At 40.9% G+C, this 17,572-nt stretch carries 18 protein-coding genes; 12 read left to right on the top strand and 6 right to left on the bottom strand.

Annotated features, from left to right (window positions below; genetic code table 11):
* The first annotated feature begins 1,191 nt into the window (after window positions 1–1,191).
* Entirely contained in the window at window positions 1,192–1,692 is a 501-nt protein-coding gene (gene msrB, locus IJ00_RS05915; RefSeq protein ID WP_035150957.1) for a peptide-methionine (R)-S-oxide reductase MsrB, read from the top strand.
* A 181-nt stretch (window positions 1,693–1,873) separates the two neighbouring features.
* Here msrB and IJ00_RS28775 read toward each other — a convergent pair whose 3' ends face one another.
* Window positions 1,874–2,017, bottom strand: coding sequence for a hypothetical protein (locus IJ00_RS28775; RefSeq protein WP_168163428.1), 144 nt, complete (start codon window positions 2,015–2,017; stop codon window positions 1,874–1,876).
* A gap of 26 nt (window positions 2,018–2,043) precedes the next feature.
* Between IJ00_RS28775 and IJ00_RS05910 the strand changes: the two genes are divergently transcribed.
* The 5 genes from IJ00_RS05910 to IJ00_RS05890 all read left to right on the top strand — a co-directional run bounded on the left by IJ00_RS05910 (window position 2,044) and on the right by IJ00_RS05890 (window position 5,294).
* Complete coding sequence (locus IJ00_RS05910; RefSeq protein WP_201782671.1) at window positions 2,044–2,475, top strand: TMEM165/GDT1 family protein; 432 nt, start codon at window positions 2,044–2,046, stop codon at window positions 2,473–2,475.
* 111 nt (window positions 2,476–2,586) lie between these two features.
* Window positions 2,587–2,877: a TMEM165/GDT1 family protein gene (locus IJ00_RS05905; RefSeq protein WP_035150955.1), complete on the top strand. Its 291-nt coding sequence runs from the start codon at window positions 2,587–2,589 to the stop codon at window positions 2,875–2,877.
* A 62-nt stretch (window positions 2,878–2,939) separates the two neighbouring features.
* Entirely contained in the window at window positions 2,940–3,470 is a 531-nt protein-coding gene (locus IJ00_RS05900) for a hypothetical protein (RefSeq protein ID WP_035150953.1), read from the top strand.
* 55 nt (window positions 3,471–3,525) lie between these two features.
* Window positions 3,526–4,308, top strand: coding sequence for an ABC transporter permease (locus IJ00_RS05895; RefSeq protein WP_035158511.1), 783 nt, complete (start codon window positions 3,526–3,528; stop codon window positions 4,306–4,308).
* Window positions 4,309–4,850: 542 nt separating this feature from the next.
* Window positions 4,851–5,294 carry a VOC family protein gene (locus tag IJ00_RS05890; RefSeq protein ID WP_238178443.1) on the top strand — a complete coding sequence of 148 codons (444 nt, stop codon included), beginning with the start codon at window positions 4,851–4,853 and terminating at the stop codon, window positions 5,292–5,294.
* A gap of 247 nt (window positions 5,295–5,541) precedes the next feature.
* Here IJ00_RS05890 and IJ00_RS05885 read toward each other — a convergent pair whose 3' ends face one another.
* The gene (locus tag IJ00_RS05885) at window positions 5,542–6,396 is read right to left on the bottom strand and encodes an AraC family transcriptional regulator (protein ID WP_035150949.1); all 855 of its coding nucleotides are present in this window, start codon (window positions 6,394–6,396) and stop codon (window positions 5,542–5,544) included.
* Window positions 6,397–6,575: 179 nt separating this feature from the next.
* Here IJ00_RS05885 and IJ00_RS05880 point away from each other — a divergent pair, with 179 nt between their 5' ends.
* From IJ00_RS05880 to IJ00_RS05870, 3 genes are all read left to right on the top strand, one after another.
* Window positions 6,576–7,220, top strand: a complete 645-nt coding sequence (locus IJ00_RS05880; RefSeq protein ID WP_035150947.1) for an FMN-dependent NADH-azoreductase — start codon at window positions 6,576–6,578, stop codon at window positions 7,218–7,220.
* A gap of 86 nt (window positions 7,221–7,306) precedes the next feature.
* Window positions 7,307–7,648 (top strand): hypothetical protein, encoded by a 342-nt coding sequence (locus IJ00_RS05875; RefSeq protein WP_168163427.1) that lies wholly within the window; start codon window positions 7,307–7,309, stop codon window positions 7,646–7,648.
* Between the two features lie 220 nt (window positions 7,649–7,868).
* Window positions 7,869–8,927 (top strand): DMT family transporter, encoded by a 1,059-nt coding sequence (locus IJ00_RS05870; protein ID WP_035150946.1) that lies wholly within the window; start codon window positions 7,869–7,871, stop codon window positions 8,925–8,927.
* Between the two features lie 18 nt (window positions 8,928–8,945).
* On the opposite strand, the gene IJ00_RS05865 is transcribed toward IJ00_RS05870, so the two are convergent.
* Entirely contained in the window at window positions 8,946–9,977 is a 1,032-nt protein-coding gene (locus IJ00_RS05865) for a sensor histidine kinase (RefSeq protein WP_238178442.1), read from the bottom strand.
* A 192-nt stretch (window positions 9,978–10,169) separates the two neighbouring features.
* Window positions 10,170–11,324, bottom strand: coding sequence for an FIST signal transduction protein (locus IJ00_RS05860; protein WP_035150944.1), 1,155 nt, complete (start codon window positions 11,322–11,324; stop codon window positions 10,170–10,172).
* Window positions 11,325–11,603: 279 nt separating this feature from the next.
* Between IJ00_RS05860 and IJ00_RS05855 the strand changes: the two genes are divergently transcribed.
* Both IJ00_RS05855 and IJ00_RS05850 read left to right on the top strand, forming a co-directional pair.
* Window positions 11,604–12,050: a low molecular weight phosphatase family protein gene (locus IJ00_RS05855; protein ID WP_035150939.1), complete on the top strand. Its 447-nt coding sequence runs from the start codon at window positions 11,604–11,606 to the stop codon at window positions 12,048–12,050.
* Window positions 12,051–12,492: 442 nt separating this feature from the next.
* On the top strand, window positions 12,493–13,590 hold the full coding sequence (locus IJ00_RS05850; protein WP_046814728.1) for a peptidoglycan-binding protein: 1,098 nt from the start codon (window positions 12,493–12,495) through the stop codon (window positions 13,588–13,590).
* Window positions 13,591–13,788: 198 nt separating this feature from the next.
* Here the strand turns inward: IJ00_RS05850 and IJ00_RS05845 are convergent, their stop codons facing one another.
* Together IJ00_RS05845 and IJ00_RS05840 are read right to left on the bottom strand one after the other, a co-directional pair.
* Window positions 13,789–14,253 (bottom strand): hypothetical protein, encoded by a 465-nt coding sequence (locus IJ00_RS05845; protein WP_168163426.1) that lies wholly within the window; start codon window positions 14,251–14,253, stop codon window positions 13,789–13,791.
* A 563-nt stretch (window positions 14,254–14,816) separates the two neighbouring features.
* A complete protein-coding gene (locus IJ00_RS05840) occupies window positions 14,817–15,668 on the bottom strand; it encodes a hypothetical protein (protein WP_035150934.1) in 852 nt (283 codons plus the stop codon).
* Window positions 15,669–16,103: 435 nt separating this feature from the next.
* Here IJ00_RS05840 and IJ00_RS05830 point away from each other — a divergent pair, with 435 nt between their 5' ends.
* On the top strand, window positions 16,104–17,513 hold the full coding sequence (locus tag IJ00_RS05830) for a CHAT domain-containing protein (protein ID WP_035150928.1): 1,410 nt from the start codon (window positions 16,104–16,106) through the stop codon (window positions 17,511–17,513).
* Window positions 17,514–17,572: the final 59 nt, after the last annotated feature.

Genomic DNA, 17,572 nt, shown 5'->3' with positions numbered 1-17,572 from the left:
TTTTGTAAACCTTGTCAAGCAAACATTTCAGTTCAATATAAGCATACAAGAAAATAAACTATTAGTGAGCATTTCAGGCGATGTCACTAACATTGCCTATAGCGTAGGCGTAGCCCGTCGTAGACATCACTCTTAAAGCAATGGTGAATACTCCTGGTTCACGAAGGATGAAACCTTTATCATGCCGTTCATTTCCAAAAGTTTGTGGTTTACAGAGCAAGGGTTTCAGAATTGTTAAGAAAAATGTGACTAATGGGTAGCCCGATTTCGGGGAGGGTGCCCGATAGGGCAGGTGGGGTATCTGTCGTAAACATTTTTTGAATCGGTATAAATCTCATTCACTGAACCGTATTGTGATATGAGCAGTAATTTTTATCAAATTCTCATCTGTGAATCACGGCAAACTCACAACTCTCAACCATACTGTCATTTAGTGGTGAGTTGTCATAGTGAGATTGCTTCCCAACCGTCGCAATAACAGTATAGAGACTACTACCTGTAACAGCAACTTAGCATTAGGTAATAAAAATTATTTTTTCTTAAAATTCTGTTACAATGGTAGCTAGACTTGATCACTTTTTCAGTTGGAGGCTTGGGATTGAGAGATTAAAATAGAGTTAGTAAAGTTAGTTAATTTGGAAGGTTCTATGATGACTTTACAAAAAATTATTAATTCTATTGAAAGTTTGCCCACAGAAGAGAGAGTATTTATTTTAGTTTCTTCGGCAGCAAAGAATTGAGAATCGGTGGGTTGAAATTTTGGCTAATTCTCAAGAAGTAGTGCAGGCTTTTAATGATGGGACAGCACATAGAGGTAGCGTTGATGATTTGATCGCTGATTTACGATGAGATGACGATGGAAGTTGTCTGAAGTAGTTGATTTAATCGGTCTTTTAGGAAGTTTACAAAGAAAAACCCACAATTAACAAATCAAATTATTAATGTATTAAGGCTTTGAGGAGATGACCCATTTACACCGTCTTTGAAGTCTCATAAATTGACAGCAAAATTAGCGAAATTGTGGTCTTGCTCTGTTACTTATGATTGTAGAATTATCTTTAATTTGTCGGAGGATGAGAAATTGTTAGAAATGGTGATTTTATTGATTGATATTGGCAGTCATGATGAAGTTTATTAAATGGTAAATTTACAATAAGTTGTGCAACTCTGTTGTGCAAAGAATAAAGACAAATGAAAAAGCGAGACTTTCTCAAATTGATCGCTGCAAGTATCGGTGCATTTTGGTTATTACGTTACGTCCGTGGGAATACACAGGTTATGGCAAAAGTCAACAAAGAATACGAAATCACAAAAACAGACGCAGAATGGCAAACAATTCTGACACCAGAGCAGTTTCGTGTTTTACGGCAACATGGTACAGAGCGTGCTGGTACTAGTCCCCTAGACAAAAATTATGCCCCTGGAACTTACGTCTGTGCGGGGTGTGGTTCACCTCTGTTTACATCGGAGACTAAATTTAATAGTGGTACAGGATGGCCCAGTTTTTATGCTCCCATCGAGGGGAAAGTGGGGACATCCGTTGACAAATCATTTTTTATGAAAAGGGTAGAAGTACATTGCGATCGCTGTGGAGGACACCTAGGACACGTTTTTAACGATGGTCCGGCTCCCACTGGTCTACGCTATTGTATGAATGGGGTTTCCTTAAAGTTTATACCCCAAGAAAGCTAGTACCGCTATGCGTAATTCGTAATTCGTAATTCGTAATTCGTAATTCGTAATTCGTAATTCGTAATTCGTAATGCCTCCTGCGGGAGAGCGACGCTAACGTAATTACTTTGCTGCAAGTGTTTCAGAAATTTGGAATAGGTGGTTTATTTTAGTCACCCGGTACTAGTGGTTTAAAGCTTTTCTATTGAAAAACACAGTAAAAGCCGAGAATTAAGAATTTTTGCCCCAACTCCCGCCAAAAGCTTCCCTTGCTTGGTTCGGGAGTTAATTCTTGACCGTTGGTGATACGGTGTCGCCGAAACCTCTTGCTTTTTGTGGTGTTCATCAGAGAAAATGAAAGAAATATGAAAAATGTCTCTGAAGATTGTGAAACTTGACACCGCACCTGTAAATTTTATTGCAACCGAAGAATCTGGGGAAACTGCGTTCGCCGCTTCGGCGGAGCGTAGCTCTCTCGCCCATGGTGAACTGCCAACTGTGACTACAACTTTACCAAAGCGAGAGCCTGTAATTGTCACCTTTGCGACAACTTTTGTCACCATATTTTTAGCGGAAATCGGTGATAAAACCCAATTATCAACTCTGTTAATGAGCGCAGAATCCCATCAGCCTTGGGTAGTTTTTCTAGGCTCTGGAGCAGCATTAATCACTACAAGCCTTCTGGGTGTATTGTTAGGTAGCTGGATATCGACTCGTCTAGCACCGAAAACCGTGGAGACAGCAGCCGGGATTATGTTACTAATTATCTCCGTGATGCTATTTGGAGATGTGATTTTCGGTTAATAATTTACACCTGATGTGAATTAGAAACGCCTCTTATCCTATAAGGGTTTCAAGACTGAATTCACTACTCATCACTCATTACTTATAATTTCCCTTACCCATTCCCCATATATGAACTGGCATTTATTAGGAATCAGCTTTATCACAGTATTTTTATCGGAATTAGGTGATAAAAGTCAATTAGCGGCGATCGCCCTTTCAGGTCGCGGTCAGTCCACCCGTGCGGTATTCTTTGGTACAGCAGGAGCATTGTTATTAACAAGTTTACTAGGGGCGATCGCGGGAGGAGCAGTAGCAGAGGTATTACCAACTAGGATTTTAAAGGCGATCGCTGCTGTGGGTTTTGCAATTCTGGCAATTAGGTTACTATTCTTCAATAATCCTGAATCAGTTGAAGATTAAGTTTCCCTGATATGTGCAATTATCTCCTTAGCCAGAAAACCAGCTTTTATTCCCTATCCCTAATGATTGCTAGTCAGAATTTGGTACTAGTTCCAGGTTCCCTAGCAAATACCGCTTCTAGTGAAATTAAGTTTAATGTTTGTGGAGAATCCCAAACTTGGGTACGTCCCTCAGCAAAGGAACAAAAACAACACCTTCAGCAACTCTCCAACCGCTACTCCCAAGATAAAATCAATCAACTAGGTGGAGATTATTGGAAACATAATATTTTCGCCTTTACTACCTATCCCGGTGGTAGTGGCACTTTTGACATCAACAACTTTTCTGGATTATGGAAAAAACCTAACCCGGTGCGTCGCTCTACCTGTGATAAATCAGTTGTGGAAATTAACTCTGGAAAAATAGCTAGGGTGTATATCCTACTGCACAGAGTGACAAAGATTCAGTGGCAAAATAATCGTTATATTATGGTAGTTAAACCCGTGGGTAAGGGTGTACAAATTATCAATTTACCCAGGAAAGAAAAACAAAACAAATTACCTTTAACTGTGGTAGATGAAAGTGGTAAGCAAATTGCTCTGCTGATGAAGTAATTCACTGGCGATCGCCATGGCGAGACTCTTGAATAATCTCACAATTTTTCCTCCTATGTCAAAATACCTCAGATTAATCGGACTATTTTGGAGTACAGCGATCGCTGCTGAAATGGAGTACCGCATCAATTTTCTTCTAGCTGCTCTCAGTAGCATTGGTAACCTTGCAGGCAGCTTATTTGGACTCTTCCTCTTCTACAACAAAGGATACAGATTCAGTGGTTGGTCTTGGGAAGCCGCTCTCATAGTTTTAGGTATTTTCACCTTACTGCAAGGATTCTCTGCCACATTTCTTGCACCCAACCTCAACCGTATTGTCAGTCAGGTACAGCAAGGAACCCTGGATTTTGTTCTCCTCAAACCCATCCCCAGTCAATTTTGGCTTTCGACTCACACCTTCTCCCCCTGGGGACTACCAGATTTATTTTTTGGCTGTCTATTAATTAGCTACGCCGGCACAAGATTAGGTTTACAAACCAGCGATTATTTTCTCAGCATCATACCTTTATTTTTCGGCTTCGTTATGCTGTATAGCTTATGGTTTATCCTCGGAGCCACAAGTATTTGGTTTGTCAAAATCTACAATGTGACTGAAGTTTTACGGGGTTTATTAGAAGCAGGCAGGTATCCCATGATTGCCTATCCCGTAGCATATCGTTTCTTTTTTACCTTTATTGTTCCTGTCGCTTTTTTAACCACAATCCCCGCAGAGGTGATGTTAGGTAGAAGTCAATTAAATTGGCTACTTAGCTCAGGTTTTCTCGCTTTGGGATTATTTCTAGTTTCTATTTGGTTCTGGCGTTTTGCCCTGCGTTTTTACACCAGTGCTTCCAGCTAGAGTGAAGTATTGAATGTACTATTCAATACGCTTATCCTCAATTCATATCCCTAAATTACAAATGCTTAACTTCTACCTCTAGTTAAACACCGTTGAAAGTATTGATTGAGTAATGAAGTGATATCATGTCCGCAATAACTTGCAATATAACTTGTTGTATGTAGAAATCGGCAAATTATCTTTCCCCCTACTCCTATACTGTATGTATTATGCTGAATTATTTATTAATAGGTTTACCTAGTTAACCCATAGTTATTTATATGTTTATGCATTGACTATATATAGGACTTACGCACTTTATTTGATAATCAGAATCAAACACTGGGACGAGGAGACGTACGACACCCAGAATTGTATCGAGTAATTCCAGCGCTTTCTCAAAAGCATATATATGAGCTTAGTGTAGCTCTTCGCTCCGCTAGGCATTGCGAATTAGTATTGCACCCTGCCTTTGCGCAACTATTGATACAGATTTTTAAGATTGTCATCAAACTAGTTACTTTGAACTATAATACAAATGTTCTAGCTAGTCGGAGGTGAAAATGATGTCAGTTCAAGCAATTCCAGAAGGATATCATACCGTTACGCCCTACCTGATTGTAGAAGGGACAGAGAGCCTCATCGAGTTTCTCAAGCAGGGATTTGCAGCTACGGAAGTTTATCGTGTCATGCATCCAGATGGCTCGATTATGCACGCGGAGCTGAAAATTGGTGACTCATTCGTCATGATGAGTGAAGCAAGGGAGGATTTCCAGGCAATTCCCAGCATGATTCACCTATATGTTGAAAATGCTGACGTAATGTATGAGCGTGCAATTGGAGCAGGTGCAATCTCGGTTATGGAACCCAAAGACGAGTTCTATGGCGATCGCGCTGCGCTGGTGAAAGATCCTGCTGGAGGTTTGTGGTGGATTGCAACTCATCAGGAAAATGTTTCACCTGAAGAATTAGAAAAACGCAGAGTTGAACTATTCTGTAAGCAATAAGTAAGTCGGTGAGAATAAACCTAACTATGTAACAGATTGTAAAATCGTCAAAACCGTTGCGATTGCTTCATTCCACTGAGTCGCAAAGCGACACGCTACGCGAACGTTTCATTCGCAATGACATAGCGTGAATTATTTAAGCCGTTCTACTTAAGTTGTTGTGTATTGAATTTGTGGTATTGCTGATTTTAGGAATGATTTGTCATTGCGGAGCAAGGTCATTACATACCATAAGGGTTATAGTTATTTAATTGACTCGATAAGCCTTTGGTGTCATTCCCGTCCACTGGCGAAACTGTTTACTTAAATGACTGTGGCTGCTAAATCCACAATCGAAAGCAATTTCTATAATCGAGCGATCGCTTTGTTTGAGTAACAGTTTTGCCCGTTCTATGCGTTGTTGAAGCAAGTATTGGTAGGGAGCAATTCCCATTGACTGTTTAAACAGATGGCTAAAATGAAATTGGCTCATATCCAACAATGCAGCTAAATCTGCCAGCTTAATATCTTCATGCAGAGATGAATCGATATATTCCAATACTTGCATCATCTGGTTTTGAGGCAATCCACCGGTATAAGTTCCCAGATTCACCTTGAAAGTTGTGTATTGTCTGAGCAAATGCACTGCCAGCAGATTTGTCAAGGATTCGACATACAAACTTGAACCCATATTTTCCTGTTGCAGTTCAGTCAGCAACATCATCCCAATTGCTTCAATTTGAGAATCCCGTGTGCGAAATTGGGGGATTAATTCCAGGCGATCGCGATCAATATTTTCCTTGGCAACACTATCCATAAAAGTTGCAGAGATGCAGATTTGTAAGAAGCGATCGTCAGCATCCCAACGACAGGAAAAAGGCACATCCACAGGTGAAATCGAAATATCACCCTTGCCATATAATCCCTTGTAAGTCTTCCCTGCTTGGGTGTGCTGCAAGACAACGGGACGGGATGCGAGGGACAAATAAATTGTGTGTTCATGGGGATAATGGCAACTTGCTTCACCAGGAGGATGTTGGTGTTGCTCAACTAGAATATTTTCCCAACCGCGATTTTTACTAGATAGGTTGGTAGTTTGTGGCGTTGCTCTAGCTAAATCCATGCATCTCCCCCACTTATTTCTCACTCTTATTTTATTGACTTTCCTAGATTGCTCCTAGGAAAAAATTTGCCAATTTATCCGCAAGATTGTAAAATTACCACAGGATTGTGATAGCTAGGGATGAGGGATTTTTTTAAGCTGGGATAGTCAGCAATTTGCAAGAAATTTGGCAATTATCCATGGCAAATTTACTACACATCGATGCTAGTCCCCGCAGTCAGCGCTCTCATTCCCGCAGACTTTCAGGGGAATTCGTTGAGACTTGGAAAACAAATCATCCTCACGATACAGTCACCTATCGAGATGTGGGTAGAAATCCCCTTCCCCATATCGATGAAGCTTGGATTGCTGCTGCATATTCCCCACCAGAACAGCTGACACCAGAACTCAAGGAAGCGATTCAACTTAGTGATCAATTAGTAGATGAATTCCTTGCTGCCGATATTTATGTTATTGGCACTCCCATGTATAATTTCAGCATTCCCAGTGCCCTCAAGGCTTATATTGACCACATTGTGCGGATTGGTCGAACCTTTGCCTTTACACCAGAAGATTCCACTAACCCTTATAAACCGCTTGTGTTAGGGAAAAAAATGTTTATTATCGCTGCACGGGGGGGTTCTGGCTTTAGCATGGGTGGACAATACGAACTGTGGAATTTTCAAACCCCTTATCTAGAAAAACTTTTCAGTTTTATTGGTATTACCGATATTTCATTGGTAGAAATGGAAAACGAAGAAATCGGAGGGGAAGGTTTAACAGAGGCGATCGCCAATGCTCGGACTCAAATTGCTCACCTAGCGGCACAAAAATCCACACCGTAGACTATTTTTCCCCTGACTATAATCTTTGACCAAGCTCTGAAATGGCTTCTATAATATTGGTCAAGGGACCCAATAGCAACAGGGTGATGAAAATGATCAGTAAGTATCTGTCTATCTTGGGGATAATGGCAGTCACTACAACTCTATCTACCGCAGTGAATGCCCAAGAGGCACCAGGAAATTCAGTTAATAACTATACTTTGTCCGGCGAATCGTTAAACGGTATCAATAAGAGAAGCTCTGAAGGTGACTTTTCCCAGTTTTTCTTCCAAAAAAATCCAGAAAATATCACTGGCAAGACAGAGGAAAAGTGGCAGCTAGGAGACAGTGAAACTCAACCGGGGCGATCGCCGAATATTATCCAAATTCAACCAGCCCCCTCAGGCTACGATAACGATGGTGTGCAAGTCCAGTTCGTCGGACAATAGACATCGACCGAATTTAATCATGCATTACCCGAAACCTTTGGTAGAGACGTTCCGCCGGAACGTCTTTACTCATTTTAGAAGATGTCTAGTTCACTGTTCTCTGTTCACTGCCATAACACCCAACCCAGAAGAACATGAGTATTTTTGCCTTCACAAAACGAAATAATTCGGTAAAATTAGGTAAAACAATTCTCACGTTTGTTAAAACGTCCGTAATCCCATGCAGTTGAAAGCTAGTGCATCTAAGCTTCCCCTGGCTCCATTGCTATTAATTGCGCCATTTTTCCTTTGGGGAACGGCAATGGTAGCAATGAAAGGAGTTATACCCCATACAACACCCCTATTTATGGCGGGGATTCGTTTAGTGCCGGCAGGGATGTTAATTTTAATGGCATCGGCATTCATGGGTAGACCCCAACCTAGGGGATGGTTGGCGTGGTTATGGATTAGTCTTTTTGCCTTGGTGGATGGAGCATTGTTTCAGGGTTTTTTGGCAGAGGGGTTGATGAGAACAGGAGCGGGTTTAGGCTCGGTGATGATTGACTCCCAACCTCTGGCAGTGGCTTTGATGTCTGCTTGGTTGTTTCAAGATAAAATCGGCTTGTGGGGATGGTTAGGTTTAGCTTTGGGGGTTTCAGGGATTAGTTTAATTGGCTTACCTGACGATTTGATTTTAGGGTTATTTTCCCCAGAGACTTCTCCCCTAGCAGTGGCTAGTAATTTCTCTCTTCAAACGCTTTGGTCAAGTGGTGAGTGGCTGATGTTACTAGCTGCTTTAAGTATGGCGTTAGGAACAGTGATTATCCGTTTTGTCTGTCGTTATGCTGACCCAGTAACGGCTACGGGCTGGCATATGATTATTGGTGGCTTGCCTTTGTGGGGTATTTCTGGGGTGATGGAGTCCCAGCAATGGGTAAATTTAGTCACTCATGATTGGGTAGCTTTAGCCTATGCCACAGTTTTTGGGAGCGCGATCGCCTACGCTTTATTTTTCTATTTTGCGTCCAGTGGCAGCTTAACCAGTCTCAGTTCTCTGACTTTTCTGACACCAGTTTTTGCCCTAGTTTTTGGTAATTTGCTGCTCCATGAAACCCTTAGCACCGTGCAATGGATGGGAGTAGGTTTAACTCTCATTAGTATCTATTTAATTAATCAACGGGATAACTTAGCATCAGATAAACCACAGGTAAGAGTTGCGGAAGTAACTGCTGAAGCACCCCATCTTCATCCCGCGACTGTGTCTGTGAGAAAGTCGGAAGCAGAAGCTTTACCAGAATAGGTTTGATGATGGGAAAATTTAAAGCTGATGTTGATTGCTAGAAATTAGAGGGGATAGGTTTGGAAGTTTCTCAGTTTGCTGAATAGGTAACTCCAGGGTAAATTCGGTTCCTACTCCTGGAGTAGAGACAAAAAATATCTCACCTCCATGTTTTTGTGTGATGATTTGATAACTAATAGACATCCCCATCCCCGTCCCCTGTCCCACAGGTTTGGTGGTAAAAAAGGGGTCAAAAATTCGCTCCGCGATCGCCGGGGGAATCCCAACTCCATTATCTCGAAATTGGATACGGACGCGATTGTTCTGCACACTAGTGGCGATCGCAATCCAAGGTTCTCTATGACCCTTCTCCCGTAGCGCATCAATAGCATTGGCTAAAATATTCATAAATACCTGATTCAGTTGTCCTGCATAACACTCAACCGCAGGTAATGCACTGTAATCTTTAATAATTTTAATTTCTGGAATATCCCCGTTTGTCTTGAGTCGATGACCAAGAATCACTAAGGTACTTTCCAATCCCTCATGCAAATCTACTGTTTTAAATTCAGCCTCATCCATCCGTGAGAAATTACGCAGGGAGAGGACAATTTGTTTTATCCTTTCTGCTCCCATAGTCATAGATTCTACAACTCTAGGAAGGTCATCACTAATAAAATCCAGGTCAATATCCTGCTCTAGGTGAGTAATAGCTGGCAGTTTTCCTTGAAAATGCTGCTGATATAAATAAAGCAGTTTGAGAATATCCTCAGTGTAGTTAGTAATATATTTAATATTCCCATAAATAAAATTTACAGGATTATTGATTTCATGGGCAATGCCAGCCACCAAAACACCCAAAGCTGACATTTTCTCGTTTTGCACCAACCGCATTTGAGCTTTGCGAGATTCCTGAATCGATAGCTCTAAATCTTCAATAACTTCATACAGACGCTGTTTCTGAGTTTCGTGTTCTTCTTCCAAATGCAGTCGCAAAGATTCAGAACGAGCCAATTTTTTTTCAAGTACACGATTGGCTTTTACTAATCGATTAATTTCCTCTTGCTCCACAATACCTATTCCTTATACCATTTCACGAAAATCCTGAAACATATCTAAGCTCTAAAATCCTTGTAAAAACGGGATTTTTTTTAATTACGTTAGCGTAGCGTGTCGCTTTGCAACTCAGCTCCTTGGGGAGCGAAGCATTACGAATTGGTATTAGAGGATAATAAATTTTTAGTCCCAGCTAGAGGGGAATCTTTACTCCACACCTAAAACCAAGGTGACAAAGGTTTCGTTATGGAACTGCGACTCACTTTTTGGTTGTAAAGGTGTGATCTCTCCATAGGTATAGAATCCACAACAGGGAATGTCTGGGGGAAGAATTTGTTTCACAACCTGGAATTCTTCTTTGGTACGTGTTCCTAAAACTCGCATCCGTCCTGTACAGGAGAAAAATAGGGCAACTGCTGGGTGTTCACCAGTGTAATTTTCTAAGGCTATTTTGGCTGAGGTTTGAGCTGAACTGACAATCTCATCTCGATTCGCAGAAACTACCTGGACTTCTGCTGCTTCCGGAATATCAGCAAAGAAGGTAATACTTCCCATTTCCCCATCGTAACTGCCATTAGATATCCGCATATACCAATTTTCTCCACCGGATTCAAATACTGCCAGTCGGTATTCTGGAGAAGGACGCATGTTTCCTAAATAATTCTGGAAGAAATTTAAGGCAGGTTGTCCATCCACTTCGTAAAGCACATTGCCATGGACTTTTGTCACCATACCTTTTGTACCAATGGGTGTCCATCCCGAAGATGCACCATAACCCCAATGGAGGTTTCCAGATAGCAGCAGAATTGGTAGAGAATCCTGAAGAACTTCGTTACCAAAAAACTGGTATGTTGCTTGAAACTGCCATTGATCACCAGCTGTACCACCGATGATTGGAATCTGACTCCCTAACCCCTGTTTCAGACCATTTAAAATTTCTACCCCACTGACGGTAAGACTTTCTGGGACTGCAATGCAAAGTTGCGGCTCAGATTTTATGTTTGATTTGGCTAGAATCCCAGTTTCCTTGGCAATAGAGCAAGGGTTCTTGGAGAGATTACGACCTACCGTAGCGTAAAATTCCACATCGTCAGAGCAAAATAGAATAAGACTCAGGGAATCTTGTTGAAAGTCCAATACTGAGGAAATTTCACCATCCGAGGTGCAACCAATGAGTTGAATGCCGGGAAACCGTTGATTAATTTTATTTAAAATCAAATCATGTTCAAAATCTGGTGCTGCGAAGAGAATACCAGCTTTGGGGCGATCGCCTGATAGTTGCACATGGCATTCCTCTAGAATTTCTGCGATCGCTGTATCCGAATCTGGGTCATTGCTGTGACCGATGGCAACTTTCAACATGAAAAAATCCTCCTCAAACTCATCGCTTTTGATATATTTCCCCAATTGACAGAGAAATACACAGGAGATGAGTAGGGAGTAGGGAGTGCTGAGTAGGGAGTAATGAGTAATGAGTAGTGAGTAGGGAGTAGTGAATTAAGCCTTGAAATGCTTATGGGATAACAGACGTTTCTAATTCACACCAGGAGTAAGTTGCAAGTGTAACACTCTTGACTTTTATTGCTGTACCAAACTGAAGTATATCTGGATGTATCTTAAATCCGTCTTTCCTGAGAAAATATGCAGAAAATTCTGTTTCTCTGTACTGGTAATTACTACCGCAGTCGCTTTTCTGAGCATCTGTTCAATCATTTTGCGGCTCAACATGAACTCAATTGGCGAGCGGATTCCCGTGCTTTAGCCTTGGAGAGGGGAATCAATAATGTGGGGGCAATTTCTCGGTATGCATTACTAGAATTAAAGCTCAGAGGTATAAGTATTACCCCAGAGGAACGTTATCCCCAACAGGTACAGGAAGAAGATTTTCAGACTGCAAATCTAGCGATCGCCTTAGATGAAGAAGAACATCGACCATTAATGATAGAAAGATTCCCTGAATGGGTAAATCAGATTGACTATTGGTTGGTACATGATGCCCATATCACACTACCACCCTTAGCACTGAAGCAGATAGAGAAGAATATTCTACAATTAGTTGATAGGTTGCAAGATTCAGCCCCAAGGTAAATAAAAATATCCCAAAAAAATATAAAACCACACCGAGGAAACAGCGTGGTGAGATTTATTGATAAAAGTATTGATACAAGAGATTAAAGTCGAGATGAACATCAGATATTGATATCGGAGACTACAATTGCTCCAAATATGATTCCGGATGAATCTCGCGATCGCCATACTCTGGTGAAAATTTTGTTTTCTTGAATCTCCCAGTAATGAACAACCTGATTTTGCTACCACATACAGATATCTCCGCATATCTCAGGGATTTTACAGATTTATCAAGAATCAATTTTACTCAGTAGATTGGGTATAATGGCGTTTCCTTGAGAGAAAAGTTAACATTATCTCTTAGTTGGAGTTATCGTGGTATCGATAATATAAATCACACCTTCTGGCTGCGACGTGCGATATGAGGTTATGCCATTCTGCAATCCTGGTTTTTACTTGTGTGACTTGCTTCAGTTTCAATCCCGCTCAAGCAAGCAAGATTAACAATAGCTTGACTGCACAAGCTACGGTGAGTCAATCCAAAATACTTAAACCTGGTGGTAAAGGTAAAGATGTCAGCAATCTCCAAGAGAACCTCAAGGAGTTGGGTTATTTCAGTGGTTCTGTAGATGGTAACTACAGTGATAGTACTAAACAAGCTGTAGCAAAATTCCAGAAATCTCAGGGTTTACAACAGGATGGAATTGCTGGCACTAAAACTCAGCAGTCCTTACAGGCCGCTGTAGAGGCAAAAAAATCTACTGTATTAACTGCTACAACCCCTAGCCCTCAGCCCTCAGCAAAACCCCAGTCTGGAAAACGTAATTTTTTCTGGTGGTCTTTTTTGGCGATCGCCCTGATTGGTGGTACGGGTTTACTATTGTATCTGGTGAAATTCTTTGGCAAAACGACACAAACAGAGTTAGAAGCTTCTGAAACAGAAGTAGAACCGCAGACGCAAGCAGCATTCACCCCATCACCTCTAGAGGAAACACCAGAGGAGAAACCGGAGGAAACCTTAAATACAGCTACCAAACTGCTACCACCAGCAACCACATCTCATCTTGTTAAAGTCAATATTATTGATGAACTCATCGGAGATTTATCAAGTCATGATCCCAACCTACGACGGAAAGCTATCTGGGATTTAGGTCAACAGGGAGACTCTAGAGCAGTTCAACCCCTAGTAGATTTACTGAGTCATACGGACTCACAACAGCGTAGTCTAATTTTGGCAGCGATTTCGGAAATAGGTATTCGCACACTCAAACCGATGAATCGTGCTTTAGCTGTTTCTCTGCAAGACGAAAGTCCCCAAGTGCGACAAAATGCTATCCGAGACTTAACTCGTGTTTATGACATGATGGCGCAAATTAGTCAGATGCTATGTCATGCAGCAGAGGATAGGGATACGGAGGTACAAGCAACAGCGAAGTATGCATTAATGCAGATGAATCGGATTCGTGGATTACCCGAACAAATCACAGCTGAAACCTCAGATAGTCAGGATACACATAGAAATAACTTCCTGGGTGAAGTATCCCAAGAAGGAAGTTAATTGATGAGTGAGTAATAAGTAATGAGTAATGAGTAATGAGTGATGAGTAATTAGTAGAGACGGGATATATCAAGTCTGTATGGGAGTAATGAGTGATTTGGGGTGCAATGGATTAAAAGTTAGTTTTTGGCGATCGCCAAATATTTCTATGAAAAGCAGTATTTTCTTACCCTTTACCCCACTCCTGTCAGCAGTCTATCATCTTCCGAGGCGGACGAGTTCCCCATCTGCCGTAACAGATACCCGTGGAATAATACCCGCTTCAGCCCTGACTCCTGGTAGAATTATGTCGGTAATTCCCTGCGCTCCTGGGTTATTGGTAAGTTCCCGTGTGACTTTGTGAGTTTGACCATTAGGGAATTGAAAATTGGCGACAATAATCACTTTTCTGAGTCGGGTATTAGTTCTCACACTCATTCTGTAAATAACTTTTACCTTATACAGATTCTCAGGGATGACTGTGGGAGAAGAGACTTTAAGTGCTCCTGGGATGATTTCGGGACGGACGACATTACCCGGTAAGATTTGTGATTGAGACAATAATAGATTTTGGGCATAAGCTGGAGTTATGGTGATGGGAGTTATGGCGATAGAGCTAAGCTCCGCCGAAACGGCGACCGCCCCCATTAAAAAAACTCTTTTCCACAAAGATAAGGAATGCATAATTAACAATAAACCTTTAACAAAATAGATTTTGGTTGATGATGGGGAAAGCACCAGGAAAAAGACGAAACATATTTTTTACCCTTACCCCGATTTTTCATACTAATTTGCTGTCAGAGGTAGTAGTCTCTATACTTTCATTGCGACGGAAGGTAATACCAATTCGTAATTCGTAATGCTCCCTGCGGGAGAGCTAACGCTAACGTAATTCGTAATTAAGAAAGTCTTATCTAGTCAGACTTTCAGGGTTTGTATCTGTTTCACTATTTTCGTGAAATGGTATAAGCCCTCTTTTGTTACCTTGGGGAAAGAATAATCCGAAATTATTATATTTACGTCTTTTTTCAATAAAGGAATTTAAATGACAAAATTAAGACGCGACCGCACAATTCATTATTTTGTTTAGTTTTCAGAGTAGAGATAGTATTTTTCTCTCCTCGTAGTAACAAAAGAGGGATAAGCAATCTGGTTATTCAGAAACTACTACGACAAAACACAACTTGGTATCAACTAGCTACACCACGCGCAGATGTCAGCTAGTAACGGAACTCTAGAAATATGCATTAAGATGCAGCTTCGGCAGCAGACTCAGTTTTAGTATTACTTCCTAGGAAAGTTTGCGTACCATCAGCAGCTACTTGAATCTCTAATCTTTTCACTTCACCATCTTTACCAACAGAACCTCTAGCTTTTACGTTCACGGTATCTGATACTTTGGGATTGTTAAAGACATCAGTATTTTCTTGCACAGAGTTATCACCCAAAATAAATGTTGCCTTCACTCGTACTTGTGATATGGATACATTACTTGGCTTATTATTAATACTGTAATTAACATCAATGCTGTGACCACCACCAACTGCTCTTGCCAGCTTATCTAGTTTAACAATACTTACTTTCTGGGGAAATTTTGTTGGGTCTCCAGGAGTTTGAATAATGTTTCCTAACTGATTAGGATTATTCACTTTACCAAGAACAAATCCATTAAAAGCTCTAGTTGCTGTTGCTTCTACCTTCGCTTCTACAGTTTTCACTTCTTCGTCTGCTCGCAGTACTGCACCGGGAGCTTTCACTTCTATTGTGTCACTCAATTTGGGACTAGAAGTTTCATAAATACCTGTTTGTACTTTATTATCTCTGAGGGTAACTTTCAATGTAATTTTGATTTTCTTCAGCGCTAAACCACCTTGCAAAGGAGCAACTGTATACCGAACTTTTGCGCTATGACCACCTGCAATCTTTCTCTCTAATGCAGAAATATTATTAACTGTTACAGGAACGGATATCTCTGCACTTTGAGCTAATAGTACAGGTGCTTTGGGTAATGTTTGAGCTTGAGCGGGTGCATTGGCAATTGTGACTAAGGGAGAAGCAACAACTGCTAAAGTTGCTAAGGATGCAATTCTACGAATCATGATTAAATCTCTAGAAAAATTCTTGGTACTTTTGAGTATTTGAGCTACTGACTTACACGTTGCTATTTTTTCGTTTATGCAAGTCACAGATAAGATTGTTGAGTTAACTTATTTGAGTTATTCAACTTCCTACTGACTTACACGTTGGTGTTTTTTCGTTTATGCAAGTCACAGGTAAGATTGTTGAGTTAACTTATTTGAGTTATTCAACTATCAGCAGAGAATCAGAGGTAATTTTTGCAACCAAGCAGCAGATTTTGAGCTTTCTTTACAAAACAAGCGGAGAAATCCGGGTTTTCTGTCAACCGATTTTCGTCAAATCCCAAATGTTGGCGACTACACGTTACGTTTTCTGTTTTTATGCAGGTTGGAGGTGAGAAAAGACAATATTTTTTGTAATCTGGAAAGGAGGGCGTAAAGTGTGCTTAAGTATATATGAACAAAATCAAGCTAACCTTATTCGCTTTCTTGGGATTTGCTTTTTCCCTATTCTTCGCATTCAGTTTGTCACTGGTTGGTGTTGAGAGTCTCAATTTTCCCCCGCAACCACTCCAAGCTGTTTCTCCTCCAGGAAAATCTGACACTATCCCCACTTCCCGTCTACAACCAGAGGTTCTGAAGGGGTTTCTGGATAAACAAGATATTAATGCAGCTGTCAAACACGTTGAATTAGGTTGGAAGCAGCAATACGAAGAATATGTCCGGGGAAAATTACCTTCTAATCAAGTCTTGGAAGTTCCACGAATTCGTCGTATTCTTCAGGGTATTGCCAAAAAAACAGGTAAAAAAAGTGCCCTAATATATGCAGTACCAACAGCGAATCATCTGGAATTAATATTAGTCACACCTGATAAACTGCCTATCCATAAGCGCATTACCGCCGCAAAAAGGGAAGCTTTATCAGATGTAGTACGTAAATTCCGCACTGACATTGTTAATTCTGATTCAAAACCTCAGGAATATTTGAGTGATGGCAGACAGTTATATACATGGATTATTGAACCCTTAGAATCGGCATTACAAGCACAAAAAATTAACAATTTACTATTCTGTTTAGGGGGAGGATTGCGGACTGTTCCCTTGGCAGCAATCTATGATGGCAAAAGATTTTTAATTGAAAAATATAGTTTGGGAATTATTCCTGCCTTTAATTTACTCGATTATCAAAATACAAATATTTCCCAAGCTCAAGTGTTAGCGATGGGAGCATCGGAATTTGAGAAGCAGGAACCCTTACCTGCGGTTCCCGTGGAATTATCGAGTATTACTAGTAACCCGTGGCAGGGAAAATCTTTGCTAAATCAGGAATTTACCTTAGAAAATTTGAAGAAGCAAAGGGTAAGTCAGCGCTTTGATATTGTACATTTGGCAACCCATGCAGAATTATCTCCTGGTGCGGTGGATACATCCTACATCCAGTTTTGGGATAGACAGGTGCGTTTGGATCAGTTGAAAAGTTTAGAATTGTATAGGAAGCCGAGGGTACAACTATTAGTTTTGAGTGCTTGTCGTACTGCTCTGGATGGAAAAGCGGAGTTAGGTTTTGCAGGATTAGCTGTACAATCAGGAGCAAAAGCAGCGATCGCCAGTATTTGGTCTGTGGATGATGCCGGAACTCTGGCTTTGATGACTCAATTTTACCGCCAATTGAAATCCCACCCCCTGAAGGCAGAAGCATTACGGCAAAGTCAAGTTGCCATGATTAAACAGCGAGTCACCTTAAAAAATAATCCCGCAATTCGTGGCAGTAATTCTCTCCCAGAGGAAATAGTCAATCTTGATAGTCGTCAGTTATCACACCCCTATTATTGGGCAGGATTTACTCTCATTGGCAATCCTTGGTAGGGGAAACCTTCAAAACTAATACAGTATCAGCCTATGGCAGACATTTGAGAAATTTAGCA

Origin of the sequence: Calothrix sp. 336/3 (assembly GCF_000734895.2) — a bacterium.
Taxonomy (GTDB): domain Bacteria; phylum Cyanobacteriota; class Cyanobacteriia; order Cyanobacteriales; family Nostocaceae; genus 336-3.
This window is presented reverse-complemented; position numbering and strand designations above follow the sequence as displayed.